Here is a 24,856-nt window from a genome sequence, read left to right as displayed (position 1 = left end):
TGATTTGCGAATCGGCGTCGAGAGGCTGGAGTCAACGATTCGAAATTTATTAACCATGTTGGACCCGCGCCCCGTGTTTCGGCCGACAGACCGACCGTCCTCTCACCTCCCTCACGCACGACGTGCTGCCCGCAACCGCAAGGCGGTTAAGCCGCCACGACCGATTTTGGCGCATAGTAGGATGATATTCCTATCGCGACATCGCGGCCACCTATGATGCCGGCGTCGAGAGTTCGTGAGAGGGAGACGTTTCGTGCTGGAGGAATACAAGGTGCCGGTCACCGAGGAGGATCAGGTCAAGGCCGGGCTGGCCATTCATCTGATCGCGGCGCGCACCGGCGCCCATCCGTCGCAGATGACCGGTCGGGGTCGGATGAACCCCCGCGCGGCCCGCCCGCGCTGGCTGGCCATGTATCTGTCGCACGTCGCCTATGGCTGGACGATGGAGCGGGTCGGCCACGTCTTCGGCGTCAACCGCGCCAGCGTCGGCGCCGCCTGTCGCTGGGTCGAGGACGAGCGCGAACAGCGCACCATCGACGATCTGATGAACGACCTCGAGGGCTGCATCCATGGCCTGTATCAGTCGCCCCGCCTGGAGTTGCCGCAATGAGCCGGCTTCTGGAACGCGCGCGCGATCTGATGGCCAAGCCCGGCGCCTGGCTGTCGGCCGAGGGCGGCGCCTATGCCTTGCGTCTGTCGCCGGATCGCCGCAGCCGCATCAGCCTGACCCTGACCCTGACCGAGACCGAGTTTCGCGCCCTGATCGACCAGCCCGGCCTGCGCGTGCGGCCAGGCGGCGGCTGGTCGGGACGCGCCCAGCCGGACCCGACGCCGTCCCCTGCTCCCGGCCGTCCCGGCTTCGTGGCGGGCCAGCGCGACCTGATGCAGCCGGACGGCCGCATGGTCCGCGCGCGCGCCAATCTGGGCGAAAGCCCCATCGCCTGGCTGGCGCGGCGCAAGGATGCGTCCGGCCGCCCCTGGCTGACCCCCCCCGAAGCCGCCGCCGGCGAACGGCTGCGGCGCGAGGTGGAACAGGCTACGAAGGGCGCGTCGCTCACCATGCGCTGGGACGCCCTGCCGACCTCCGGCTCAGGAACCGCCGCGCGGATGGAGCCGACCGACCGCGCCCTGTCCGCCGCCCGCCGCGTCGAACAGGCCCTGACCGCCGTCGGCCCGCGCCTTCGCCCCATCCTGACCCGCATCTGCATCCACGGCGACAGCCTGCAACTGGCCGAAACGGGCCTGGGCTTGCGCCGTCGCCAGGGCAAGACCGTGCTGAAACAGGCGCTGCAGGCTCTGGCGGATCACTATGGGATCGGATGAAGCGCACAGATTGCACTAAATTTCTGACGCACGGTCCGGACGCGGCGAACGTCGGCTTTGGGTGGGAAGCGGACGTTCACCGACCAATGGAGTGGCTGGTGCCTGCGACGTGCAGCAGCGAGAGCATCATCACCACTCCGAAGGATGCGCACGCCAGAAGTTGGAGGATGGGCACCCCGCGCACCAGCAGCGTCACCACAACGACCTCGATGAGAAGAACCATCCGGATTGTTAGTAAAAGCGGCGATCCCGTACGGCGCCCAAAGATACCCCATTGAGGGTCCAAAACAGAGGTGAGGCGAAACTGAAACCCGTAGCCGCCCATCATCTCTTGGTTCGCAGCCTTAATACCCCTGTGGCACCTCGGATCAAAAAGCATCCGCAGAAAGAGAAGAATGGCGACCCCAGCCGCCAAGAGCGCAAGGGGACTGGCAAGCGTTGCCCGTGCCGGTTCGTATACGGCGCTGATGACCACAACCGCACCGCCGACCGACGCGAGTAGTAAGGAGGGCCAATAGATCCAGCGCGAGGACATGCATTGAACTGAGCATTGACCGGCAGCATCCGCAATGGGTCGATCTAGGTCGTGCGCTTCACCGAGACAAGCGGACGCTGGCCTAACGACCGCAAAGCGAGCGCAGTGATGATCGGTAAGGGTAGAACGCTGGCATTGTCCCAGCTAGCATAGGTCATGAGTGATGAGTCACCATCCAGCGAAGCCAGGCTACGCGATCTTACGAAAGCGATAGAAGGGTTAGAGCGAAAGACGGCGCCGATCCCGCCTCCTAGAAAACGACAAAGGGCGCCAGAGCCTGAACTTGGAACAAAGACCAAGTTTGCAGTCAAAGTGCTGGTTTGGTTCTTCCGGGTTTATTGGGTGGTTTGGTTAACTATCTCCTTGACGGTAGACCCGCCTTTGCAGCTGCAGGGTTGGCTCTACGTCCCGTTCTCGGCGCTTGTTTGCTGGCTACTTTTCCAGTTCCACAAGGCGATAACCGTCGCCGTCGCCCAAAGAATTTCCAAGTCTCGCCGCAGCTAACAATGTCCGCAATGGATCGGGAGCGGATGGTCGGGCGGTTGAATAGCGGACGAACTCAGTCGGCATCAAAGTAGACGGTTTCGCCGACGCGAGCGTCTTTCATTGCGCGTTCAACCTGTTGGACGACGTATGATCTCCAATCCGGGGAGTTGAGGCCTGCCGGAAGAAGCGAGAACTCCATGGAAGGTCTTGTCGATGTCTCTGCGATGAACAAACACTCGTAGCCATAGCGAAACGCCGGATCGGCGACCCTTCGCTTTCCGATCTCATCGACGATTTCAGCGGCAGGGATCGCGTCAGGATAGTGCTCTTTGGTCATCGAGCCATCATTCCCAGACCCGCAGGTTTGCCACAAGCGGAGCAAGCCGAGGTTCGCTAAGGGTCGATTCTTACCGTAGGCTCGGCGCTGAGGGAGGACACTGGCCTGCAGGCTGGCGGCAGCTTGTCGATGAGTGGTCGAAGCCTCAACCGTCAAACCGGACACCTTCGCTGTTCGCAATGCGGCCACGATAGAGTCTCAAAGATCGAGAAAACGAACACAGGCGGAAACGATGATGAGAGTTCTGGCGCTCGCTGCTGCATGCCTCGCCGCAAGCTGCGCGCCGGGAGAGGCCAGTCCCCCGCCGCCAGTCGATGCCGCCGATTATCTTGTGCAGATGGTATGCGTGGACGCCAATGGTCGTCCGTTGCCGGCAGATCCCGTGGCCTGCCCCGGATCGCGAAGGAAGCTGCAGGTTGGCGAGCCGCTTCCCTATCATAAGGTCGATTTCACCGAAGGGCAGATCAGCGACTCCTATCCAATCGCTGACGTGAATGGGATTTCGCGGGGGGTGCAGACCTATTTCTATGTCTCTGACCTGTCGACCAATCCGCTGTTTCCGAACATGGTGCACTTCAACCCTGAGAACGGCGGCTACAACATCCTCGGGGCTGATCGAGAGAACGTGTATTTTCGCGGCACCTTCGACCAGGGCGGCGGATGGCAACCTTGGTGGACCGGCGACTGCCGCGCCGCCGGCTGGCTACTTTTTCCAAGCGGGCAGCAAGCATTCACGCCGGGCGCAAAGCCCTCGCCAACCCAAAATGCCGCGACGTGCCGCGGACAGATAAACGCCGTCGCTTCGACGGTTGAGTGGTCCCATGATCCGCAGCATCGATATGAGAGCGGCAAGGTACTCGACACGCTGCGGGTCGCCCACTTCGCGCCCGGTCATGCATCGGCGGAGTTCAACTATTTCACCCGCGAATACGGTGTCACGCGATGGGAAGCCTGGCGTCAGGGCACAGGCGAGACATCCGAAGTCGTTCGGCTTCAATGCCCCACAGGTCCTCATGATCTCACACTGCACGGCAAGCCATTCTACATGGCGGATTGCCACGACTGGTCGGTGATCATGCCGCTGGCGACGCCGTGGGATCCTGACGGTCGGTCGCCAGTCGATGCTCGGGCGCCGACGTGGCCTGTCGATCCGCTCTACACAGGGGCCAACCGGCTTCGGAATGGCTACCTGCCGTCGCTGCCGGATGGCGAATGCAGCGCCTCGCCCTGGACCATGTCGCGGGACCTGCGCCTGACTTGGCTGGACGTGCCCCCCTGGTCGGGCAACGGCAACTGCACGGCTGTCATCTCCGCTCCATCGGAATCGGGATTGGCCGCCCTGAGCCAAGATTTTACTGCGCGCGCAGGTGACACGCGTTTGTCGTTCGGTTCACTACTTTGGGCGCCGGGCGGGACCGGTCAGGCGGCCATCGCGCTTGCTGAACTCGATGCCGACGGCCGCGAGATTGCCTCCTCGGTGATCAGGGTCAATCTCACGGCCCGCCCTCAAATGTTCACCGGGCAGCTTCGGCTCTCGGGTCGGGCGACCTCGTTGCGTTACAAGATCGTTCCGCTGACGCCGCAGACTGGCGTGGCTGTCACCGGCTCGTTCGTGAGCGTCTGAGCCGTGAGGCCGTGGGATCCGCGCGCGACATCGCCCCACGCTCTGTGGTGCAGGCGCCGGCAAGGTCCAGCGGATCGCATCAAACAGGGTCGATGGATAGGTGTCGAGGCCAGCCCAATACTCCGACGCGACTGGGCTAAAGAATGCGCTCACGGTGCGTAAGCAGCTTCAACAAGCTGTCAGCGCTAATCAGAAAAGTGACAAAGAAACTCATGGGGTGACAATGAGGTCATCCGGCCGGCGGTGTCACCATAATATTTGGAAAGCTTGGAGAAGCCCGCCCTTTCAAAAGGGCGGGCCGAAACCAAAAACCATACAAGTACAGGCTCGTCACAGCGACCAGTAGTCATGCCTCAGGTGGGACGTGTCTTCGAAGACCGAAAACGCGAGATCACTTGCGTCCACAAGTCCGGTCAGACGCGCGCTGTTGGAAGGCGTCCATGTGTCCAGTAGAAGGCGCACGCCTTCGGTTGGGGTGGCGGCTTCAAATGGCGTTGGCAGCATTGTGATATCATGGTCTGGAAGTACGAAACCATCGTCAGACGCGTGCCTGATCAGGTCAGTCGGCAAAGTCTGAGGACCATCCCAGCTCTTCATGCTGTAGGTGTCTTCGAAGTCAGCCGCCCCGCTGGTCTGAACGCGCGAAATATCCCCCGCGACCACCTTCGCGCCGCTCTGCAAAGTGGCCAAGACGACCGCCTGACCGGCGCCCGTGCCGTCGGCGTCGTAAAGCAAGCGGTTCGTGCTGGAATCCCAGATCACTTGCGCCTGGGCAGCCGTCGCTGTCGTACCGGCGACAAACCAGGCGTCGCCGGTCAGGTTAAGCCCGTGCAGCTCAAACTGATCGTTTCCGGACTCAAAATCGGTGATGAAATCACCGCCCTCCGGCGCCGCGAAATAGACAAAGGAGTCGCGTCCTAGCCCGCCGGTCAGAATGTCGACGCCCTGCCCGCCGGCGATCCGATCATTGCCTGAACCCGTGTCGATGACGTCATCGCCGCCACGACCCTCGACGACATCATCGCCATCACGCGTCAGAACGTAATCGCGATTGTTGGTTCCGAGGATGTAATCGTTGGAGTTGGACGAAACGACACGTTCGATCGACGTGTATTGATCACCGGCCGCTGTCCCTGTGTTTCGGCCAAAGGACAGCAGATCGATCAGGAGCGTGCCGCCGGCGACGCCTTCGTCGTACCAGACTGTATCAATGCCAGCACCGCCATCGATGATGTCGCCGCCGCCACGCCCCAGGAAGACGTCGTCGCCATCGCGGCCCAGGAAATAGTCTGTGCCAGCCGTTCCGCGCACGACATCCGACCCATTGGATCCAACGACGCGTTCGATAGAACTGTAGGTGTCTCCGCTCGCGGCGCCGCCATTGGCCGTCAGTCCGGCAAGATCGACGATGGCCGCGTCGTCAAACCAGATGGTGTCGAGGCCATCACCGCCCTCGATGAAGTCGCCACCGCCGCGCCCCTGGAACACGTCGTCGCCACCACGACCGACAAAATAGTCAGTTCCGGTTGTTCCACGCATGACGTCATCCCTGTTGGAGCCAACGACGCGCTCGATGCTCGCATAGATTTCGCCGGTTGCCGCTCCGCCATTGGTCGATGAGTTCAGCAGATCCACGATGGCGCTGCTCTCATACCAAACGGTGTCGATGCCGGCGCCACCGTCGATGACGTCTCCCCCTCCGCGTCCGAGAAACACATCGTTGCCGCCACGGCCTACAAAGTAGTCCCTTCCGGATGTGCCGCGAATGATGTCGTCACCATCTGACGCGACGATACGTTCGATTGAGGTGAAACCGTCACCCGCCGCCGCGCCTGAATTGCTCGACGGCGTCTGGAGGTCGACGACCGCCGCCTGATCGTACCAGACCGTGTCTAAGCCTGCGCCACCGTCGAATGTGTCGCCGCCGCCGCGGCCGAGGAAGACGTCGTTGCCTTCCTTACCGCTCAGGAAATCGGCGCCCAAGGCGCCGCGGATGATGTCGTCTCCGACCGACCCGATAACGCCTTCGATAGAGTCGTAAGTGTCGCCGGCCGCCTCGCCAGTGTTCTGCGAAACGTCAAGAAGATCAACGATCAGATACCCGCCTGCGACGCCGTTTTGATATTGGGCCAGATCGAAACCGTCTCCACCCCGTAACACGTCCGCTCCGGCGCCGCCGATCAGGATATCGTTTCCAGCGTCTCCGTTCAGGAGGTCAGCCCCATCGCCACCGTCGAGCCGGTCGTTGCCGTCGCCACCGGAGAGAACATCGGCGGCGGTATTGCCGATAAGTGTATCGTTGCCGCCTCGCCCCTCTAAGAAAGCACGCCCTGCTTGACCGAAGCTGCTCTCGGCCGTCAGGACATTGTCCCGGTCATCTCCTCGGACAGTCGCATCATATCCAGAGGACACACTGGCGGCGACGTTCTCGAAGTTGGAGATCGTAAACGTCGAGGTCCCCGCTATCGCTGTACCCGCAGCCAGATCAACTGTGAATGCGATGTTGGTCCTCAGCAGATCGGTGCCAGAACCTCCATCCGCGCGGCCCGTTCGCGCCGCTCCGCCGAATGATCCAGACAGGAAAAAGCTGTCGTCACCGTCCTCGCCGTACACAGAAGCGTCCGCCTCCATCATGACGCGGTCGTCACCGCCGCCCGCGTAGATCGAGATCCCGGAGCCGCCGGAAAGCACGTCGATCGAGTCAGCCCCAAAGCCTAGCCTGATCGTCTCGATGCTGGTGAAGTTGAAGTACTGGTTTCCAGAGCGAAACTGACGATTGTCAGCGGCGAGGATCAAAACGCTGGTTGGCGAGATCGAACGCGCGTCGATTTCGTCGACACCATCGCCGCCATCAATCGTACCCGTAGGCGGCGTGGGGAACGTGAACGAGACCGACGTGAAGCGGAAGATGTCGTTCCCGCTTCCACCGTAAAGGCGGTCTGCACCAAAGCCGCCATCAATGACATCATCGCCGTCCAGGCCGTAGATTTCATCGACTTCGGCTGTCCCGATCAGTGTGTCGCTTCCCGTCGTTCCAGTGATGACCGGCATAGTTCCTCAACCCAAAATCTTTCTGGCGCTCGGATTGGCACACGCGCCGGTAGATCGTCCAGCACATTTGGTTATTCGACAGGTCTTCCGACCGTCGAGCGCATGGCGTTCGTCATGTCCATGATGGCCTGGGGACCGGAGCGCTGGCGATACAGGTTGCGCATCGCGAGAAGCTGGCATGTCGACGGCCCATTGTGGAGCCACCGACGGAATGTCGCAGCCATTAATGACGATTGGTGATTGCTAGCTCTACAATCTCGTGACGCATTGTCTATTGGGAGATCAGCTCCCTTGGAGAAATGCGATGACTAAGACGCTTAGGACTGTAGTTGCCTCGCTGGCTCTTGTCGGGTCTTCTCTGGTAGCGCCAACTATGGCGAGCGCCACTGATGAAGGCTGTCTGCTCAGGAGCGGCTGTTTCTTCACCACTACGGACTTTGGCGGCTATTGGACGTGTGACGATCCTCAAGTCTATCAAGACTGTGTAACGCCCGCAGGTTGAGATACCGACGGCCGCCCCGGGGAACCGGGGCGGCCTTTCGAGGGCGAACTGCTTTCAGAAGTCGTTTGGCAGCATGGGGCCGCTGCCAGTGCAGACATAGATCGGCGTCGCATCATAGTAGGGCGACGGCACGTTGGCCCTCAGAACATAGACGTTGCTGCCCCAGCCGCCACATCCACGATCGGAGACTTCGCCAAGGTATGCGGTCTTTGCAGCGTCGGCGTAATAGACGTAGCTGTAGGCCGTCAGGTCGGCCTGAGCTGAGGCCGTAGTCACGCCGGCTGCAGCGATTAACGCGGCGCCGACCAGCAGGGCTTTGACGCGGATTTTCATCGTGTTCACTCCCATGTGCACGCCCTATCGCGTGCTGTTCTAGGAGCGCCGCAGGGCTGATCGGAATCAACTCACAGGCGTGTCATAAACCATGATTGTAAGCGTCACAGGGGAATCGTCGCATTGACATCACAACTCCTAGGTGCCGGTATGAGGTAGCCCCCGCTTTTGGAGAAATGGAGTATGTGATGAAGAACCCGCTACGCCTGTCCTTCATCGCCGCCGGTTCAGTGGCGATCGCCGCCCTGACCACGACGGCGCCATCCGCGCAAATATCCGGCCCTGGCGATCGGGTCGCCCTGCACGATGTCGTTTACTACAGCGACGCCTCGAAAACCGAGGAGGTCGGCCGCAACCAAGGCGTCTGTTACGGCGGCTGGGGCAGCCCGATCTGGGCGGGAAGCAGCCAGTACACCTACGGCCAGCAGACCACATTCTACAGCCAGGAGCACGTCGGCTGGTGCACTGCCAACGGCACCGAATATTTCTGAAAGGTGGAGAGCTGACATGATCACGAAGACCATTCGCACAACCATCGCCGCCGCCGCCTTCTGCGCGGCCGCCATCGCCACAACCGGCGCACAGGCCGCGCCCGGCAACTACTGTCCCTACGCTGATGGTGCTGTCTACTGTGGCACGGAGGAATTCATCTACGAGAACGATCCTCAATTCTACAATTGCCTCCAGCGCTGGCAGATCGGCGTAATGGCCTGCCCGCCTGAGGAAGGTTGAGTTTCCAAATACGTCGGCCTGCAAGGATCGAGACTATGCAAACCTTGATCTCCGACCGCGTTACTGCGGCGGATCTTTCGATAGGAACACCATCATGAAGAAGCTGGTCCATCTCGCTCTAGCGGCTGCAATGCTGAGCTCTTCCGCCGTTGGCGCGGCCACACTCGCTCCGACCCAGGCTCAGGCCGCCGAGCGCCCATGGCTGATAATCACCTATTTTCGGAACGGCCAAAACGTCGGCAATACCCAAGTGTTCTGCAATAGCCCGGATGTGAATTTCGGCGACACGACGAACTTCGACAACACCCACTACGACTACTACTTCATGTGCCCCTGACAGGCTGCGGCCATTGTTAGATGGCTAAGCGTTGAGGCCGTCATCCTACGAGGTGGCGGTCTTTCGTCTCTTGCGCCGCCTGCAGGCGCCGCGGCCGCCGCAACACCTGCTGCCAGATGCCGATTTGTCACTCAAGCCCGATCCAGCGAGCATCTAGCGTCAGCATTGGAGACGGGGAGAAGGCGTGGTCGCGACATTAGCGGCAGTTCTCATATCCAGCGAGGCCGGCAAGGGCTGAGCCAGCCTCAAGTGTTGGCCTTGGGAGACTACTTCGGCCTACGGACCGTATCGGCGGAGATCGGCGGTCAGACGGGGACCTTGGTGCTTGATACAGGCGGCGGCATATCAATCATTGGGCCATCTCTTGTGGCCGCTGCGGGCTGTAGGCCCTGGGCCAGATCACGGGTTTCCAGTTTCACGGATGAACGGCTGACGATGCCTCGCTGCGATAGCCTGCATTTCACATCTGATGGTGCCGAACTCATCTCGCCCAGGCGGGTGATTTGACTTGTCGACTCAGCTTACTACTGAAGCGCCTCAGCTCTCATCGGTAAGCAGGCGGCGCGAGCACTAGTTTGTCAGGGCCACTCAGCGGCTCAAGACCGCTTAACGGCAGTGTCGCATGCACACTCACCAGCGGAAGGTGAAACGACCCAGAGCAGCGCCCAGGACCGCGACGAGGCCCATGCCCAAGGTGTACCAGACCGCCACAAAGGCGGCCGTTTGCTCAGGGCAATGCAGGCCATAGACGGTCGCGGCCAGCCCTGCGGTCAGAAGACCGGCGGCGGCGCCGGCGGAAGCGGGCTTCACAGGGGCGAATCGACTCGCGGCGAAGAAGATGAACGGCGCCGCCAGAGCGCCGAGCGACAGTATGTTCGTCGGACAGACCCTGGCGGAGCGCCCCATCACCATGTCCATCCGCGCGTCAGGCGCAGCGCCCAGCAACTCCACGACAGCCCATCCTGCAGCGACGGCCAAAATGGCGGCTAGCAGGATTGCGGGACGGCGCGGCGAAGCGCCCGGCCGCCCCAGTCGATCCAGAAGCCAGAAGCCGGCGACGCACAGGGAGGCCGTGTAAGCCGCCTTGGCCCAGAAGGTCGGCCCGGCGACGGCCGACACCAGATCCGGTCGCAATCCCAGCCACCAAACCACACCAGCAAGCGCGACGCCCGCCGCCGGCAGCATGAACAGCAGCACACGACGGTCGACTTCGCTTCGGGACGTCGGCGGCAAGTCCAGCGCCAGGCTGGTGATCAGGTCGTCAGTCTTCATCGTTGGACCCTGCTGCTCCAGCCGCAAAGCGCGCGGTCAAAGCCTTGAAGCTGCGATGGATGCTGACCTTGGCGGCGGCGACGGAATAGCCGTGACGCTCGGCCGCCTCGGCCACGCTCAGCCCGGTGACTTTCACATCATGGATCAGGGCGCGCTGTCGCGCCGGGAGGATCGACAGGGCGCGGGTCAAATCGCGTCGCATGACCCCGTCCTCAACCGTGTGCTCGGCCAGCAGCACGCTTGCGTCGTCCAGCGACTCGGTGAGGCGTCGGCCCTGACGGCGCAGGTGGTCGATCAGCTTGTGGCGGGCGATCGTGAAGGCCCAGGCCGTGAACGACTGGTTGCGATCCCATGTGGCGCGTTTGGCGTGAATGGCGATCAGGGTCTCTTGCACGAGGTCCTCCGCGTCGCTTTCTCCGTTGAAAAGACGGCGTTTGAAAAAAGGCCGCAGGTGCGCGGCCAGGTCCGACAGCAGCACGCGCCAAGCCTGCGCGTCACCGTCCAGGCCTTTGAGCATCGAGGCTTTGAGTTGTGATTCCCGGTCAAGCACGTGCGACTGCGACCTACGCTGAGGAGACTGCGACGGTTACACGGCGTCTCGCAAAATGATGCACTAAAAATAGTTGGCTCGAAAATGTAACGCGCGGCGGGCCGTCGGCGAAAGGCGGATTCAGCGGCCACGAACGGCCGTGCTTTTCGAGAAGGACCTCTTGCATGACCCGCACAAAGATCGCCGCCGCAACCCTTGTCGCCCTGACCGCCGGCGCCGGCATGGCCCACGCCCAATCGACCAGGAACGCCGAGACCAAGCCGGCCGCCATGGAGAAATGCTACGGCATCGCTCTGGCCGGCAAGAACGACTGCGCCGCCGGCCCCGGCACGACCTGCGCCGGCACCTCGGTGCGCGACTATCAGGGTAACGCCTGGAAGCACACGCCCGCCGGCACCTGCATGAGCATCCGCACCCCGCGCGGCAACGGCTCGCTGACGCCCGTCTCGCGCTGATCGGGGCTGGACCGATGAACCATGGATCGATCGCCACGACGCCTGTCCCCACCGTGGGACTGGGCCTCAAAGCCCGCCATTACGACGAGGCTCTGGCGTCTCCGGCGGCCGGTCTGTGGTTCGAGGTCCATCCCGAGAACTATATGATCGATGGCGGCCCTCGCTTGAAATGGCTGGAGGCCATCCGCCGAGAAAAGTCTCTGTCCCTTCATGGTGTCGGGTTGTCGCTCGGCGGAGACGAGGCGCCGGACCCGGAGCATCTGGCGCGGCTCAAGACGCTCGCTGACCGGTTCGAGCCGTTTCTGATGTCCGAGCATCTGGCCTGGTCGCGGGGCGGCGGCGTCTATCATCCTGATCTGCTCCCGTTTCCGCGCACCCGACAGATGTTGAAGCGGGTCAGCGACAACGTCGGGCGCGCGCAGGACGCACTGGGCCGACGCCTGCTGATCGAGAATCCGTCCCTCTACCTTGACCTGAAAGGCCACGAGATGGGGGAGGTTGACTTCCTGGTCGAACTGGCCGCCGCGACAGGCTGTGGCCTGCTGCTCGATCTGAACAATGTGCACATCAGCGCCAACAATCTGGGCGCAGACCCGTCGGACTATCTGGCGGCCGTTCCGGCCGATCTTATCGGCGAGATTCATCTGGCCGGCTTTGCGCCCGATCCCGCCCACGCAGAGGCGCTGTTGATCGATACCCACGACGCGCCGGTCAGCGACGCCGTCTGGTCCCTCTATGCCGCGACACTCATGCGGATCGGGCCGCGTCCCACGCTGATCGAGCGCGACGACAACATCCCCGACTTCGCCGAGTTGATCGCCGAACGCGATCAAGCCGTCGCTATAATGGAGGCCTGCCATGTCCAGTGCGCCGCCTGACGATCCGATGCTGTCATTTCATGCGAGCTTCTCCCTGGCCTTACAGGGGCAAGGCTCCATGCTCACACCGTGGCTGGCGGACCCAAATGCGCCCGGACTGGCGGTTTATCGAAACACGGTGGCCAAGGGGCGTGCCGACGCCCTGGCGGGTCTCTATCCGACTGTCGAACGGTTGGTCGGTCCGGACTGGTTTCGCGACGCCGCTCTGATCTACGCCGACAGCGCGCCTCCCTCCTCCCCGGTTCTCGATGCCTATGGCGAGGGCTTCCCGGAGTGGCTGGCGACGTTTCCGCCCGCGTTTGAACTTCCGTTTCTGCCGCCTGTCGCCCGTCTTGATCGCGCATGGAGCCGCGCGCACCGCGCCGCTGACGCACCGACCCTGCGCCTTGGGACGGTCGCCGCCCTGTCGCACACTGCTCTCAACGCCGGCAGCGCGGTCCTGCATCCGTCTGCGCAAGTCTTCTGGTTCGACTGGACCGCGCCATCGATCTGGCTGGCCAATCGTCTGGCTATGCCTTCGGAAGACATGCTGTGGGACCAGTCCCCTGAGGGCCTGTTGATCGTGCGTCCGGAAATGGAGGTCCAGACCCATCGGCTGAACCGGCCCCAGTTCGCCTTCCTTGACGCCTGTCGTCACGACCGCACTGTCGGAGCGGCGGCCCTCGCCGCCCTCGCCGCCGATCCCGCAGCCAATCTGTCCGAGCTGTTCAGAGATCTGCTTCTGAGCGGCGCCTTCACCCGCATCGATACCGGAGCGCCACAATGACCGAACTGACCGCCGCATCGTCGCCGAGCCCCTTCTTGGCGGCCCTCCCACGCCTGGCCCAGGCCGCGATCCCCCTGCCGGTGCTCAGCCTGATCGCACGCGTATCAATCGCGGCGATCTTTTTTCTTTCCGGCCGGACAAAGGTGGAGGGCCTGCTGACCATCACAGACAGCACCTATGCTCTGTTCGCCGAGGAATACCGACTGCCTCTGATCCCCAGCGATATCGCCGCCCACCTGGCGACCTATTCGGAACATTTGTTCCCGATCCTGCTGGTGCTCGGCCTCGGCGCGCGCTTCGCCGCGCTCGCGCTTCTGGGCATGACCATAGTGATCGAGGTTTTCGTCTATCCCCTCGGTTGGCCGACCCACCTGCTCTGGGCGACGGTGCTGCTCTACATCATCAGGTTCGGCGCCGGGCCGATTGGTTTCGATCACTGGCTGGGCCGACGAAGCTGATCCGCCGAGCTTGTTCAGTCTGCTTTCCGGCGTCCCTATCTGCGTGCCGTCAACGCAAATCCAGAACAAACGGAGGCGCCATCACAGGCTGCATTAATCAGCAGCCGGAAAGATTACGTGCTTTTCACCTGGCGGTTGGGCCACTCTTAAGTGGCCCCGGCGCACCGGGTCGTCAGAACGCGGTCTGAGCAATCGCTTCAGCCATTGTCGTTTCCGGCGCTTTGGCAGCGGTGTTCCAGCGATAGTCGGCGGACGTCGGCGGCGTTCTGAAAGACGGCGCGGCTGATGAAGGCGCCCATGTCGCGCCAGGCGTTGGATATGGTCTGGAAGGTCTGTTCGTCGGTCTGGCTGGCGGCCAGGGCTTCGTTCCAGCGCGACGTCAGCGCGTTGATCTCGTCGAGCATCAAAAGCCGCCCGCAGGCGAGGGTCATCCGGTAGCTTGCGCTTCCTTGGCTCATTGTCAGAACTCCTCCCAGCCGGCCGTGTCCGCCTCCTCCACGACGGCCAGCGCGGCCGAGCCGGAGGATCGCAGCGCGGCCGGACGCGTAGGCCGGGGCGCGCTCGGCTTGCGCGGCGCCGGCGCGGCGAGGGCTCGGCTGCTTAGCGCGGTTTCGCGCGTCAGGCTGAAACGCTGGACCAGATCCGACAGCTGACGGCTTTCAGAGGTCAGGCTGTGGCTGGCCGCCGTCGACTGTTCGACCATGGCGGCGTTCTGCTGGGTCACCTGGTCCATCTGGTTGACGGCGGTGTTGACCTCTTCCAGCGCTGTCGACTGCTCCCGCGTCGACGCCGTGATCTCGTTCATCAGCTCGTCGATTTCGGCCACGCGCTTGACGATGGACGACAGGGCCTCGCCCGTTTCCGCGACCAGGGTGACGCCGGACTTCACCTGGACGGACGAGGTGGTGATCAGCGACTTGATCTCCTTGGCCGCCTCGGCTGAGCGCTGCGCCAGGGCCCGAACCTCGGAGGCCACCACGGCGAACCCTCGCCCCGCGTCGCCCGCGCGCGCGGCCTCGACGCCCGCGTTCAGGGCCAGAAGGTTCGTCTGGAAGGCGATTTCGTCGATGACGCCGATGATCTGGTTGATCTGCGACGACGACTGTTCGATCGCGGTCATGGCTTCGACGGCGCGGCTGACCACCTCGCGCGACTGCTCGGCGGATTGACGCGAGGTTTCCACGACCGCGGCGGCGCGACTGGCGCCTTCGGCCGCCCGCTTCACCGTGGCGGTGATCTCGTCCAGCGCGGCCGCCGTTTCCTCCAGCGTGGCCGCCTGATGCTCGGTGCGCCGCGACAGGTCGTCGGCGGCTTCGCTGATTTCGGCGGCGCCCAGCTGCATGGCGCCCGTATTGCCGGCGATCTCGGCCATGGCGTCGTCAAGGCGCTGCATGGCGGTGTTGAAGTCGGTCTTCAGGCGCGCATAGCCGCCGGTGAAGTCGGACGCGATGCGGGTGCGCAGGTCGCCCTGCGCCAGAGCCGCCAGAGCCCCCGCCGTATCCTCCACCACCCGCGTCTGTTCGGCCTCGGCCTCTGCGCGCTTCTGGTCCGCCTCCAGGCGCTTGGTCTCGGCGGCTTCCAGATACAGCGAAATGACGAAATCCATGTCGAGCATGGCGGCCTTCACGACGCTGGCCAGCGTCGCGGACAGAGCCTTGCCGTCGTCGCGCTTCGAAAACAGCGACCGCGTCTTGGCATGGGATGTGACGATCGCCTCGATCAGCCCTTCCAGGACCAGGGCGTAGCCGCCGATATACCAGCGCGGCTCCAGGCCGATCCGGGCGTGGGTCTGGCCGATGCGGCGCACGCCCTCGACATAGGCCGGATCAAAGGCGCCCGAGGCGATCAGGCCCCAGTGTCGCGCCTGGGCGTCCTTGGCCCCCGCGATCTGGCTCTCCACGCCGAAGAAGCGGGCCACGTCAGGCGTCGCGCGAACCTGGGCGTAAAAGGCTTCAAGACTGGGCTGAAGCGCCGCCTCGATGACGGGTCTGGCGTCGGCGAGCCGAGACCTTGCGGCCTTGTCCAGCTTCAAGAAGCGAAGTCTTTGATCCAGATTCATTGCGTCCGACATGACGGCCCCCTTGCATGGCGGTCAGTTGGACGAGGTTCGATCTAAAAGCCGGTTGAAGTCCCTTCAGCCTGTAGACTGTTTCACAGCGGAAGCATTGTTTGCGCCGGTCTGACGTCAGGTCGCGGCGTGACCGACGTCCTTCGCCATGGCCTGCAGCAGCGGGATCAGCTGGGCGGCGGTCTTCAGACCCTCGCTGGTCAAAAGGCCGGCCAGACGACCGTATTGCGACCGCCGATCGTCCAGAACGGCGCGGCCTGCCTCGGTGATTTCCAGCATGGTGACCCGCCGGTCGTTTGGATGGGGCGAACGCTTGACCAGGTCAGCGCGAACCAAATGATCGACCAGCCGCGATAGCGAGGCCGGCGGCGCCTGAAGCGTCGATCCCAGAGCGCATTGTTTGACGCCGCGACGGCCCTCGCCGGCGATCAGGCTCAAGGCGCGGACGGCGGCATTGCTTTGACCATCGGCGCGCAGGACGCGATCAAGCTGGCGATCAAGCTCAAGCAAGGCGGTGTCGAGCGCATACAGCGCCATGGCGGGATCATCGAACTCCCGCACGGTGAACTCGTCCATCGTCCCCCGAACACCCATAGGTCCGGTGTGACAGGATTGGCCGCAACCTGCAAGATAGACGAAGGTCAACCCTTAGGGCTACCGAACCTCTAACAGCGCATCCAGAAGGAAATCATTTCATACCGGCGCAATCCTAGATTGCCGCGCAAGCCTTTGGGAACAGAGTGGGTGAGGCAACAACCGGAAAGAGCCGATGGCGTCGGTCAGAATACATCCCGCCCACCCTTTGACAGCGACCCGATCGCTGGGGATAAGCACGGGAGGCGCGCTCGATGCTGAACTTCGAAGAGCGCTCGAAGTCGCCGCCATCCTGGTGACGACCGATCGACATGGGGTCATCACCGACTGCAACGAGAAGTTCGTCGCAGTCAGCGGTTACAGCCGAGAAGAGTTGATCGGCTCGACCCACCGGATCGTGAACTCCGGCCTGCATTCCAAGGCTTTCTTTCAGGATCTGTATCGCACGATCCGCAGCGGCAAGGTTTGGACCGGCACGTTGCGGAACCGTCGCAAGGACGGCAGCCTCTATTGGGTCGATACGACCATCGTGCCGGCGCTCAGCGGTCCCGAGGGTCCGGCGTCCTACACGGCCATCCGTTTCGAGGTGACCGAGCATGTGCTGGCTCTGGAGGCCCTTTCGGAAGCGCGGCTGGTCGCCGAACGCGCCGCGGCGCTGCGCGACACCTTCCTCGCGACCATGAGCCATGAGGTTCGCACGCCGTTGAACGGCGTCCTGGGCCTGGCGCAGTCCCTGTCAGGCGCCGACCTGCCCGACGATGCGCGTCAGAAAGTCGATCTGATCATCAAGTCCGGCGAGACGTTGAGGCGCATCCTGGACGATGTGCTGGACCTGTCCAAAATCCAGGCCGGCGAGATGAATCTGGTCAACGAACCCTTTGCGCCGTCCGACACCATCTCCGGCGCGGTCGATCTGATGCGGCCGCTGGCCAGCGAAAAGGGACTTGAGCTGATCTCCCGGTTCGACGGTCTTCCAGCCCTTCTCATGGGCGACGGGGCCCGCCTGCGTCAGATCGTGCTGAACCTGGTCTCCAACGCCATCAAGTTCACTGCGGTCGGCCAGGTGCTGGTCGATGCGCGCTACTCGACGCCGTCCGGGCGTCTTCGCATCCGCGTCGCAGATACCGGCATGGGCTTTGATCGATCGACGGCCAAACTGCTGTTCTCGCCGTTCAGCCAGGCCGACGATTCCATCTCGCGGCGGTTCGGCGGCACGGGCCTTGGCCTCTCCATCAGTCGTCGTCTGGCGGAGCTGATGAGCGGCGGCCTCAGGGTGCGTTCAAAGCCCGGTCGGGGAACGCTCTTCGTTCTCGACCTGCCGATGGATCCCAGCGGCGAAATCATCCGCGAAAGCGAGAGCCATGAGGAGGCGCTGGATCGACTCTATGGCGCGCGGATTCTCTTGGCGGAGGACAATCTCGTCAACCAGCAGGTCGTCCAGGCGCTCCTCAGCGGCTTCGGCTGTCAGATCGATGTCGCCGAAAACGGCCAGGAAGCCGTCGATCTGTGGTCGGCGCACGCCTACGACCTGATTATGATGGACATGCAGATGCCGGTCATGGACGGCGTTGAGGCCATCCGCAGCATCCGCATAGGCGAACAGCAGCGCGAGGTTAACAGGCTCCCGATCGCCATGCTGACGGCCAACGCCTCGTCCAACCATCGCGATCTGGCCTCGCGCGCCGGCGCGGACGTCGTCATCCCCAAGCCGCTGTCCGCCGATCACCTGATCTTCGAATCCGCCCGCCTCCTCAACAACGCCGCCCGCTGTCACTGGATATGAAAGCGGGGCTTCGAAACGAGGGTCACCGCACGCAGATGCGCGCGCGATCGTTGATCCAGCAGTCGCCGTCCAGGCGGACCGTTCCAAGGCGGTCGCCGGCCTTGTCGTCGTCGGGGTCGGCGTTCCAGGTGGCGTCGGCCGAGCCGTCGGCCATCAGGACGACGACGGCGAAATGGGAGTTCTTGGGCTTGCCCTCGGACCAGGCGTTCATCGTGTAGCCGCCGTCGCCGAACGGATAGACGAGGCACGGCTCATCGAGCAGAACCTTGCCGTCGACAGAGAGATAACAGGACTTGCGTGACGCCGCTGGCGTCGTGGGTTCTGACGACGAGGTGGCGGAGCCGGCGCCGTTCTTGGCCGGTTCCGGGGGCGGTGCTGTCGGCTCTGGCGCGGATGGCGCGGAGGTCTGCGTCGTGTCAGCTGGCCGAGGCGCGCCGGCGTCCTGACCACAGGCGGCTGCGGCGGCCGACAGCATCAGGGCGGCGATCAAGCTGAGCGATCGTGAAGGGGTGGATGTCACGCGAGCCTCCGTCGTTGTCTCCCAGCGCCAACACGGGGGCGTATGGAAGCGTTCCCGGCCAGGCGGCGGCGAATGACGGCCCCCTCCCCTTCGGCCGGCCGCTCGCCTATATCGCCAGCCTGTCCCGCTCCGGAGTTTCCCTCATGGCCTATGTCGCCCGCAATGATCGTCCCGCCGACAAGGCGGCGCGCTATCTGGAGGTCGAGGCGGAAGTCCTGGCCGTGCTGGACGGCGAGCCGAATGTGACGGCGCGAATGGCGACGGTGGCGTCGATGCTGGCCGATGCGTTCGAGCACTATTTCTGGACCGGCTTCTATGTCGTGGCGCCGGACAAGGCGGACGAACTGGTGGTCGGGCCTTACCAGGGGACGCTGGGGTGCCTGCGCATCGCGTTCGGGCGCGGGGTGTGCGGCGCGGCCGCAGCGACCGGCCAGACGCAGTTGGTCGAGGACGTGCACGCCTTCCCCGGCCATATCGCCTGCGACAGCCGTTCGGCCAGCGAGATCGTGGTGCCCGTGCGCGACGCTTCGGGCGCCCTGATCGCGGTGTTCGACGTGGATGCGACGACGCCGGCCGCCTTTGATACGGACGATCAGGAAGCGCTCGAGCGGTTGATGGCGAAGGTGTTCGCCGACGCTTGATCGGGGCCGGTTGATCCGGCCGCAGCCGGCTCTATGGTCCCCGGCGACATGGAGGATCGGATGATGCAGCGGACAGTCGCAATCACGGGCGGACACGGCGTCCTGGGCCGGGCGGTGCTGGAGGCGGCGCTGAAAGCCGGTTGGCAGGTCGCGGTCATCGACCATGCCTCGGGCCATGCCGTGCCCGACGGCATGCTGGAGGTCGGCGGGGTGGATCTGACGGACGCCGGCCAGGCGCAAAAGGCCGTCGACGCCGTGATCGCGCGGTTCGGGCGGCTGGACGCCCTGCTGAACATCGCCGGCGGCTTCGTCTGGCAGACGACCGACGATGCGGAACCGGCGTGGGACCGGATGCATGCGCTGAACGTCACCACCGCCGTCAACGCCAGCCGCGCGGCGCTGGATGCGTTGAAGGCCTCGCCCGAGGGTCGGATCGTCAATGTCGGCTCGGCCGCCGCGCTGAAGGCCGGGGCCGGCATGGGGGCCTATGGGGCGGCCAAGGCCGGGGTCCACGCCCTGACCCAGGCGCTGGCCGAGGAGCTGAAGACGACATCCGTCACCGTCAACGCCGTCCTGCCGTCGATCATCGACACGCCGACGAATCGTCAGGACATGCCCGACGCCGACCCGGCGGCCTGGGTCGCGCCGGCCGATCTGGCCGCGATAATCCTGTTCCTGGCCTCGCCCGAGAGCCGGGCCATGACCGGCTCCCTGGTGCCCGTTACGGGCCGCGTTTGATGCGCAGCGACCGGGTCCGCAGCGTCCTTTATCTGCCCGCCTCCAATGCACGGGCGATCGAGAAGGCGCGGACGCTGGATTGCGATGTCGCCGTGCTGGACCTGGAAGATGCTGTGGCGCCCGAGGCCAAGGCTGACGCCCGCGAAGCCGCCGTCGCGGCGGTTCGCGGCGGCGGGTTCGGGCCGCGCCTGGGCGTTCGGATCAATGGGCTGGACACCGACTGGGGGCCGGACGATCTGGCGGCGATGAAGGCGGCGGGGGCCACGCTGGTCGTCGCACCCAAGGTGGAGACGCCGCAAGCCGTGCACGCCCTGTCCGCCGGCCTGGCCGAGGGCTGCGCCCTGTGGGCCATGATCGAGACGCCGCGCGCCCTGCTGGCCCTGGCCGACATCGCAACGGCGGACGGGGCGCTGGACGGGCTGATGCTGGGGGTCAACGACCTGGCCAAGGCGCTGGGGACCGGGGCGTCGCCGGATCGCGAGCCGTTCAAGCCGTGGCTGGCGATGCTGGTCGCCGCCGCGCGGGCCAATGGCTTGCTGGCCATCGACGGGGTGTTCAACCGGATCGACGATGCCGAAGGCCTGGCGGTCGAGGCATTGCAGGGGCGATTGTATGGGTTCAACGGCAAGAGCCTGATCCACCCGTCGCAGATCGCGGCCGCCAACGCCGCCTTCTCGCCCTCCGAAGCCGAGATCGCCGATGCACGGGCGATCGTCGCCGCCTTCGACGGGCCAGACGCCGACGGGCGGGGCGCGATCCGCGTGAACGGGGCGATGGTCGAACGGCTGCATCTGGAGCAGGCGAAGGCCTTGCTGGCCCGGGCGGGCTGACCGGCTGTCTCCTCCCCACTCGTGGGGAGGGGGACCGCGAAGCGGTGGAGGGGCTCTGGAAGTCCCGCAGGCCCCCGTGATGCGGTGCAGAACCCCTCCGTCTCTCCGCTGCGCTTCGAGCCACCTCTCCATGAAATGGGGAGGAGACGGGTGCGAACCCTAGCCGCCTTTACGCAACCGCCCTAAACCTCGCGTCGAACCTCAGCGGACCCGTCTTGCCCCTACCCTCCGACACGCCTTCGAAAATCCCGGCCTGGGTCTGTGCGCCCGGCGTCCTGAAGGTCGCGTTTCTCGACGTGTTTCTGGCCGACTACGACCTGCGTCGCCTGCCGGGCGAGGACGTGCAGGCGGTGCTGGGCTGGGGGATGAAGCCGACGGCGGCGGCGGGGCGGCGGTGGGCGCAAAAGAACGGGCGGCCCTATGTGGCGCTGGAGGACGGATTCCTGCGCTCGGTCGGGATCGGCGAGGCGGGGGCGACGAGTCTCAGCCTGATCGTCGATGATGTAGGCGTCTATTACGATGCGACGCGGCCCAGCCGGCTGGAGCATCTGATCCAGACGGCCGACGACTGGTGCGACGCGGCCATGATCGCGCGGGCGCGCGGACTGATAGACCGGATCGTGGCGTCGGGCGTGTCCAAGACCAATATGGGCGGGCCGCTGGATCCCGGCCTGCTGAAGCCCGGCCGGCGCGTGCTGATCGTGGACCAGACGTTCGGCGACGCCTCAATCGCCTGTGGCCTCGCGACGGCCCAGAGCTTTGACGAGATGATCGCCGCCGCCCGCCGCGACGCGCCGGACGCCCAGTTGATCGTGAAACGCCACCCAGCCGTGGCGGCGGGCAAGAAGCGCGGCTGCGTGACCGACCTAGAAGGCGTCACCCTGGTCGATACGGACGTGCGGCCCGCCGATCTTCTGGCGGCGGTGGATGCGGTCTATTGCGTCACCTCTGCCCTGGGGTTCGAGGCTCTGTTGCGAGGGCTGCCGGTGCGGTGTTTCGGTGCGCCCTTCTATTCCGGCTGGGGCCTGACGACCGATGCGGTCCAGACCGGACGGCGCGGCGTCGCCCGCTCGATCGAACAGGTCGCCGCCGCCGCCCTGATCGCCTACAGCCGCTATGTCGATCCGATAACGGGCGAGCGATGCGAGGCCGAACAGGCGCTGGAGCGGTTGATCGCCCTGCGCGACCGGGCCGACCGACTGGCGGGTTCGTGGTCGGCGGTGGGGTTCGCGCCCGCCAAGCGGCCGCCGGTGCGCCGCCTGCTGAATTCGCCCAAGGCGTCGATGCGCTATTTCATGTCGCCGTCGCGCGCCGCCGCCCACGCCAAGGCGACCGACGGGCGGCTGATCTGGTGGGCGGGCAAGGAGAGCGAGGCGACGCGTCAGGCGGCGGCTGCATTTGACGGCCCGACCGTGCGGATGGAAGACGGCTTCATCCGTTCGCGGGGTCTGGGTTCCGATTTCGTCGGCGCCCTGTCGGTCGCCCTGGACGATCAGGGCGTCTATTACGATCCGTCGCGGCCCTCTCGGCTGGAAACCCTGATCGAGACCTCGGACCTGGCTCCGGTTCAGCTAGCGCGGGCCGCCGCCCTGCGGACGCGCGTGGTCGATGCCGGCCTGTCGAAATACAATCTGAGGGGCCAGGCGCCGACGGACTGGCCCGTTGATCGCAACATCCTGCTGGTCGTTGGTCAGGTCGAGAACGACAAGTCGATCCTGCTGGGCTGTGCGCCGGATCTGAACACCAACTCGGCCCTGGTGGAGGCGGCGCGGCGCGACCATCCGGACGCCTTTCTGGTCTATCGCAATCACCCCGACGTGCTGGCGGGCAACCGGCCCGGGCGACTGGACGCCGGGGCCATGGCCTCGGTCGATGCGGTGGGCGACGGGCTGGATATCGTCGACTGTCTGAACGCCTGTCGGCGGGTGGCGACCCTGACCTCCCTGACCGGGTTCGAGGGCCTGATGCGGGGCAAGGCGGTGTCGGTCTATGGCCGGCCCTTCTATGCCGGATGGGGGCTGACCGACGACCGGCTGACGTTCGAGCGCCGCAGCCGCCGCGCCGGCGTCGATCACCTGGTCCACGCCGCCCTGATCGCCTATCCCCTCTATGTCACGCCCGAGGGCTGGCCCTGCGAGGCCGAGGATCTGGTGGACCGGCTGATCGCCGCGCGCGACCAGCCGACCCCCAAGGCGCCGCGCGGCCAGGTCCAGCGCTGGGCCGCCGGCGTCATCGCCAGTCTCGACCGCAAGCCGCCGCCGTCCTATTGACGCGTTCTGATAGGAAACGGACTGTCCTCAAGCAGCAAGGTCCCGCGGGCCGAGCGGTAGGAACACACTCCTCAAGCAGCGAGACGCCGCGCGTCGAGCGATAGGAACAAAAAAGTGTCGAATGCAGTGATCGCCGCCACCGGCCTCTTCACCCCCGAACAGTCGGTCTCGAACGCCGAACTGGTCGACAGCTACAACGCCTGGGCCGACGGCTGGAACGCCCGCCACGCCGCCCAGATCGAGGCCGGCGAGCTGGAGGCGAAGTCGCACTCCTCGCCCGAATTCATCGAGAAGGCGTCGGGCATCAAGAGCCGGTTCGTGTTGGACAAGGCCGGAATCATCGACCCCGAGCGGATGGCGCCAAACCTGGCTGAGCGCTCCAATGACGAAATTTCGATCCTGGCCGAGATGGCGGTCAAGGCGGCGCGTCAGGCGATTGAGGCCTGGGGCAAGCCGGTCAGCGAGATCGGCGCCGTCCTGTGCGCCGCGTCGAACATGCAGCGCGCCTATCCGGCCATGGCCATCGAAGTGCAGCAGGCGCTGGGCATCGAGGGCTTCGCCTTCGACATGAATGTGGCGTGCAGCTCGGCGACCTTCGGCATCAAGACGGCGGCGGACTTCATCGCCGGCGGCTCGGTCAAGGCGGTGCTGATGGTCAATCCTGAGGTCTGTTCGGCCCACCTGAACTTCACCGATCGCGACAGCCATTTCATCTTCGGCGACGTGGCCACCGCGGTGATCGTGGAGTCGTCGGACACGGCGGGACCGGGCGGCTGGGATGTGCTGGGCACGCGTCTGAAGACCACCTTCTCGAACAATATCCGCAACAACTTCGGCTTCCTGAACCGCAATGCGCGCGACACCGCGCATCTGGACAGCCCCGAGGCCGACGACAGCGTCCAGAACGACAAGCTGTTCATCCAGCAGGGCCGCAAGGTCTTCCGCGACGTGGTGCCGATGGTGTCGGACATGATCGTGGATCACGCCGGCGAACTGGGCCTGGATCCGCACAACCTGAAGCGCCTGTGGCTGCACCAGGCCAACATCAACATGAACACGATGATCGGCAAGAAGGTGCTGGGTCGCGAGCCCTCGGCGGACGAAAACGTCATCATCCTGGACGACTACGCCAACACCTCCTCGGCCGGCTCGATCATCGCCTTCCATCTGCACAACGACGGATTCGAGGCGGGCGACGTGGGCCTGATCTGCAGCTTCGGCGCCGGCTATTCGGCCGGGACGGTCTTCGTCAGGAAGCGCGCCGCCTGAAGCCCTAAAGCCGGGGCAGGAACAGGACGAAGTCCAGGCTCCACAGCCCCGGTCCATTGGCGATCAGCCAGATCAGGATGACCATCAGCAGGGTCTCGGGCAAGTCGAAATAGCTGGAGAGGCGATAGCCGAGGCTGGTCCCCTCCACCGACTTTGACGCCACGGTCACCAGGGCGACCAGGCTGATGATCAGCAGCACCAGGGCCGCCAGGCTGGTGAACAGGCCCATGATCAGCAGGGCGCCGAAGGCGAACTCGCATACCGAGACGAACTTGGCGGTCTGGCGCGGGGCGGCGATGCCGGCCTCGACCATCGTCTTCTGCATCTTCTCGGCCTGGGCCGGGGTGAACAGCTTGTAGAAGCCGGACAGGAAGAACATTCCCCCGACCACGACCCGCGCGATCAGGGGCGCGATGTCCATCAGGGCCGGAACGCCCAGGCCGAGGCCGCGATAGAGGTCGATCATGGGGCGAAGGCTCCGCTTGGAATGGCGAAGCCTTCAAT

General features: G+C 64.5%; 27 protein-coding genes. 16 read left to right on the top strand and 11 right to left on the bottom strand.

Annotation, left to right across the window (positions count from 1 at the left end; translation table 11 throughout):
- The first annotated feature begins 253 nt into the window (after positions 1-253).
- Entirely contained in the window at positions 254-610 is a 357-nt protein-coding gene (locus ASF31_RS01595; protein ID WP_082464956.1) for a chromosomal replication initiator DnaA, read from the top strand.
- The gene (locus ASF31_RS01590) at positions 607-1,323 is read left to right on the top strand and encodes a DUF6456 domain-containing protein (RefSeq protein ID WP_055753003.1); all 717 of its coding nucleotides are present in this window, start codon (positions 607-609) and stop codon (positions 1,321-1,323) included. Before ASF31_RS01595 ends, ASF31_RS01590 begins: the two co-directional genes overlap by 4 nt.
- Positions 1,324-1,399: 76 nt before the next feature.
- Here ASF31_RS01590 and ASF31_RS01585 read toward each other — a convergent pair whose 3' ends face one another.
- Complete coding sequence (locus tag ASF31_RS01585; RefSeq protein ID WP_055753002.1) at positions 1,400-1,858, bottom strand: hypothetical protein; 459 nt, start codon at positions 1,856-1,858, stop codon at positions 1,400-1,402.
- 559 nt (positions 1,859-2,417) lie between these two features.
- Positions 2,418-2,681 (bottom strand): hypothetical protein, encoded by a 264-nt coding sequence (locus ASF31_RS01575; protein ID WP_055753000.1) that lies wholly within the window; start codon positions 2,679-2,681, stop codon positions 2,418-2,420.
- 232 nt (positions 2,682-2,913) lie between these two features.
- Between ASF31_RS01575 and ASF31_RS01570 the strand changes: the two genes are divergently transcribed.
- Positions 2,914-4,305, top strand: coding sequence for a hypothetical protein (locus ASF31_RS01570; protein WP_156355818.1), 1,392 nt, complete (start codon positions 2,914-2,916; stop codon positions 4,303-4,305).
- A 330-nt stretch (positions 4,306-4,635) separates the two neighbouring features.
- Here ASF31_RS01570 and ASF31_RS14870 read toward each other — a convergent pair whose 3' ends face one another.
- Both ASF31_RS14870 and ASF31_RS01560 read right to left on the bottom strand, forming a co-directional pair.
- A complete protein-coding gene (locus ASF31_RS14870; protein ID WP_055752998.1) occupies positions 4,636-7,356 on the bottom strand; it encodes a calcium-binding protein in 2,721 nt (906 codons plus the stop codon).
- A gap of 556 nt (positions 7,357-7,912) precedes the next feature.
- On the bottom strand, positions 7,913-8,191 hold the full coding sequence (locus tag ASF31_RS01560) for a hypothetical protein (RefSeq protein ID WP_055753344.1): 279 nt from the start codon (positions 8,189-8,191) through the stop codon (positions 7,913-7,915).
- A 188-nt stretch (positions 8,192-8,379) separates the two neighbouring features.
- Here ASF31_RS01560 and ASF31_RS01555 point away from each other — a divergent pair, with 188 nt between their 5' ends.
- From ASF31_RS01555 to ASF31_RS01545, 3 genes are all read left to right on the top strand, one after another.
- Positions 8,380-8,682 (top strand): hypothetical protein, encoded by a 303-nt coding sequence (locus ASF31_RS01555; RefSeq protein ID WP_055752997.1) that lies wholly within the window; start codon positions 8,380-8,382, stop codon positions 8,680-8,682.
- 16 nt (positions 8,683-8,698) lie between these two features.
- Complete coding sequence (locus tag ASF31_RS01550) at positions 8,699-8,923, top strand: hypothetical protein (RefSeq protein ID WP_055752996.1); 225 nt, start codon at positions 8,699-8,701, stop codon at positions 8,921-8,923.
- 94 nt (positions 8,924-9,017) lie between these two features.
- Positions 9,018-9,260, top strand: a complete 243-nt coding sequence (locus ASF31_RS01545) for an acid shock protein (RefSeq protein WP_055752995.1) — start codon at positions 9,018-9,020, stop codon at positions 9,258-9,260.
- Between the two features lie 630 nt (positions 9,261-9,890).
- Here the strand turns inward: ASF31_RS01545 and ASF31_RS01540 are convergent.
- Positions 9,891-10,532, bottom strand: coding sequence for an NrsF family protein (locus ASF31_RS01540; protein ID WP_055752994.1), 642 nt, complete (start codon positions 10,530-10,532; stop codon positions 9,891-9,893).
- Entirely contained in the window at positions 10,522-11,082 is a 561-nt protein-coding gene (locus ASF31_RS01535) for a sigma-70 family RNA polymerase sigma factor (protein WP_055752993.1), read from the bottom strand. The genes ASF31_RS01540 and ASF31_RS01535 overlap by 11 nt, the downstream gene beginning before the upstream one ends.
- Positions 11,083-11,246: 164 nt before the next feature.
- Here ASF31_RS01535 and ASF31_RS01530 point away from each other — a divergent pair, with 164 nt between their 5' ends.
- Genes ASF31_RS01530 through ASF31_RS01515 form a run of 4 tightly spaced genes read left to right on the top strand, consistent with a single transcriptional unit; the run spans position 11,247 to position 13,639 of the window.
- The gene (locus ASF31_RS01530) at positions 11,247-11,537 is read left to right on the top strand and encodes a DUF2282 domain-containing protein (RefSeq protein WP_055752992.1); all 291 of its coding nucleotides are present in this window, start codon (positions 11,247-11,249) and stop codon (positions 11,535-11,537) included.
- Between the two features lie 14 nt (positions 11,538-11,551).
- Positions 11,552-12,415 carry a DUF692 domain-containing protein gene (locus ASF31_RS01525; protein ID WP_055752991.1) on the top strand — a complete coding sequence of 288 codons (864 nt, stop codon included), beginning with the start codon at positions 11,552-11,554 and terminating at the stop codon, positions 12,413-12,415.
- Between the two features lie 7 nt (positions 12,416-12,422).
- The gene (locus ASF31_RS01520) at positions 12,423-13,181 is read left to right on the top strand and encodes a DNA-binding domain-containing protein (RefSeq protein WP_162233927.1); all 759 of its coding nucleotides are present in this window, start codon (positions 12,423-12,425) and stop codon (positions 13,179-13,181) included.
- Positions 13,178-13,639, top strand: a complete 462-nt coding sequence (locus ASF31_RS01515) for a DoxX family protein (RefSeq protein WP_082464954.1) — start codon at positions 13,178-13,180, stop codon at positions 13,637-13,639. The genes ASF31_RS01520 and ASF31_RS01515 overlap by 4 nt, the downstream gene beginning before the upstream one ends.
- 197 nt (positions 13,640-13,836) lie before the next feature.
- On the opposite strand, the gene ASF31_RS01510 is transcribed toward ASF31_RS01515, so the two are convergent.
- The 3 genes from ASF31_RS01510 to ASF31_RS01500 form a co-directional block, all read right to left on the bottom strand.
- The gene (locus ASF31_RS01510; RefSeq protein WP_137722168.1) at positions 13,837-14,097 is read right to left on the bottom strand and encodes a hypothetical protein; all 261 of its coding nucleotides are present in this window, start codon (positions 14,095-14,097) and stop codon (positions 13,837-13,839) included.
- 2 nt (positions 14,098-14,099) lie between these two features.
- The gene (locus tag ASF31_RS01505) at positions 14,100-15,710 is read right to left on the bottom strand and encodes a globin-coupled sensor protein (protein ID WP_055752988.1); all 1,611 of its coding nucleotides are present in this window, start codon (positions 15,708-15,710) and stop codon (positions 14,100-14,102) included.
- Positions 15,711-15,824: 114 nt separating this feature from the next.
- Positions 15,825-16,283 (bottom strand): MarR family winged helix-turn-helix transcriptional regulator, encoded by a 459-nt coding sequence (locus ASF31_RS01500; protein WP_055752987.1) that lies wholly within the window; start codon positions 16,281-16,283, stop codon positions 15,825-15,827.
- 193 nt (positions 16,284-16,476) lie between these two features.
- On the opposite strand from ASF31_RS01500, the gene ASF31_RS01495 reads away from it, so the two are divergent.
- Positions 16,477-18,084 carry an ATP-binding protein gene (locus tag ASF31_RS01495; RefSeq protein WP_082464952.1) on the top strand — a complete coding sequence of 536 codons (1,608 nt, stop codon included), beginning with the start codon at positions 16,477-16,479 and terminating at the stop codon, positions 18,082-18,084.
- A gap of 22 nt (positions 18,085-18,106) precedes the next feature.
- Here the strand turns inward: ASF31_RS01495 and ASF31_RS01490 are convergent, their stop codons facing one another.
- The gene (locus tag ASF31_RS01490; RefSeq protein ID WP_156355817.1) at positions 18,107-18,604 is read right to left on the bottom strand and encodes a hypothetical protein; all 498 of its coding nucleotides are present in this window, start codon (positions 18,602-18,604) and stop codon (positions 18,107-18,109) included.
- Positions 18,605-18,747: 143 nt separating this feature from the next.
- On the opposite strand from ASF31_RS01490, the gene ASF31_RS01485 reads away from it, so the two are divergent.
- The 5 genes from ASF31_RS01485 (at position 18,748) to ASF31_RS01465 (ending at position 24,352) form a co-directional block, all read left to right on the top strand.
- Positions 18,748-19,245, top strand: coding sequence for a GAF domain-containing protein (locus ASF31_RS01485; RefSeq protein WP_055753342.1), 498 nt, complete (start codon positions 18,748-18,750; stop codon positions 19,243-19,245).
- 60 nt (positions 19,246-19,305) lie between these two features.
- Positions 19,306-19,983 carry an SDR family NAD(P)-dependent oxidoreductase gene (locus tag ASF31_RS01480; RefSeq protein ID WP_055753341.1) on the top strand — a complete coding sequence of 226 codons (678 nt, stop codon included), beginning with the start codon at positions 19,306-19,308 and terminating at the stop codon, positions 19,981-19,983.
- Positions 19,983-20,813 (top strand): CoA ester lyase, encoded by an 831-nt coding sequence (locus ASF31_RS01475; RefSeq protein WP_055752984.1) that lies wholly within the window; start codon positions 19,983-19,985, stop codon positions 20,811-20,813. Before ASF31_RS01480 ends, ASF31_RS01475 begins: the two co-directional genes overlap by 1 nt.
- 215 nt (positions 20,814-21,028) lie before the next feature.
- Complete coding sequence (locus ASF31_RS01470) at positions 21,029-23,083, top strand: capsular polysaccharide biosynthesis protein (protein WP_200918522.1); 2,055 nt, start codon at positions 21,029-21,031, stop codon at positions 23,081-23,083.
- Positions 23,084-23,197: 114 nt separating this feature from the next.
- Positions 23,198-24,352 (top strand): beta-ketoacyl-ACP synthase III, encoded by a 1,155-nt coding sequence (locus ASF31_RS01465; RefSeq protein WP_055752983.1) that lies wholly within the window; start codon positions 23,198-23,200, stop codon positions 24,350-24,352.
- Positions 24,353-24,356: 4 nt separating this feature from the next.
- On the opposite strand, the gene ASF31_RS01460 is transcribed toward ASF31_RS01465, so the two are convergent.
- On the bottom strand, positions 24,357-24,818 hold the full coding sequence (locus tag ASF31_RS01460) for a DoxX family protein (protein ID WP_055752982.1): 462 nt from the start codon (positions 24,816-24,818) through the stop codon (positions 24,357-24,359).
- Positions 24,819-24,856 lie beyond the last annotated feature (38 nt).

Source organism: Brevundimonas sp. Leaf280, from assembly GCF_001422455.1.
In the GTDB taxonomy this organism is placed as follows: domain Bacteria; phylum Pseudomonadota; class Alphaproteobacteria; order Caulobacterales; family Caulobacteraceae; genus Brevundimonas.
Note: the sequence above shows the minus strand (reverse complement) of the source record. Positions and strands in the feature narration are given on the sequence as shown.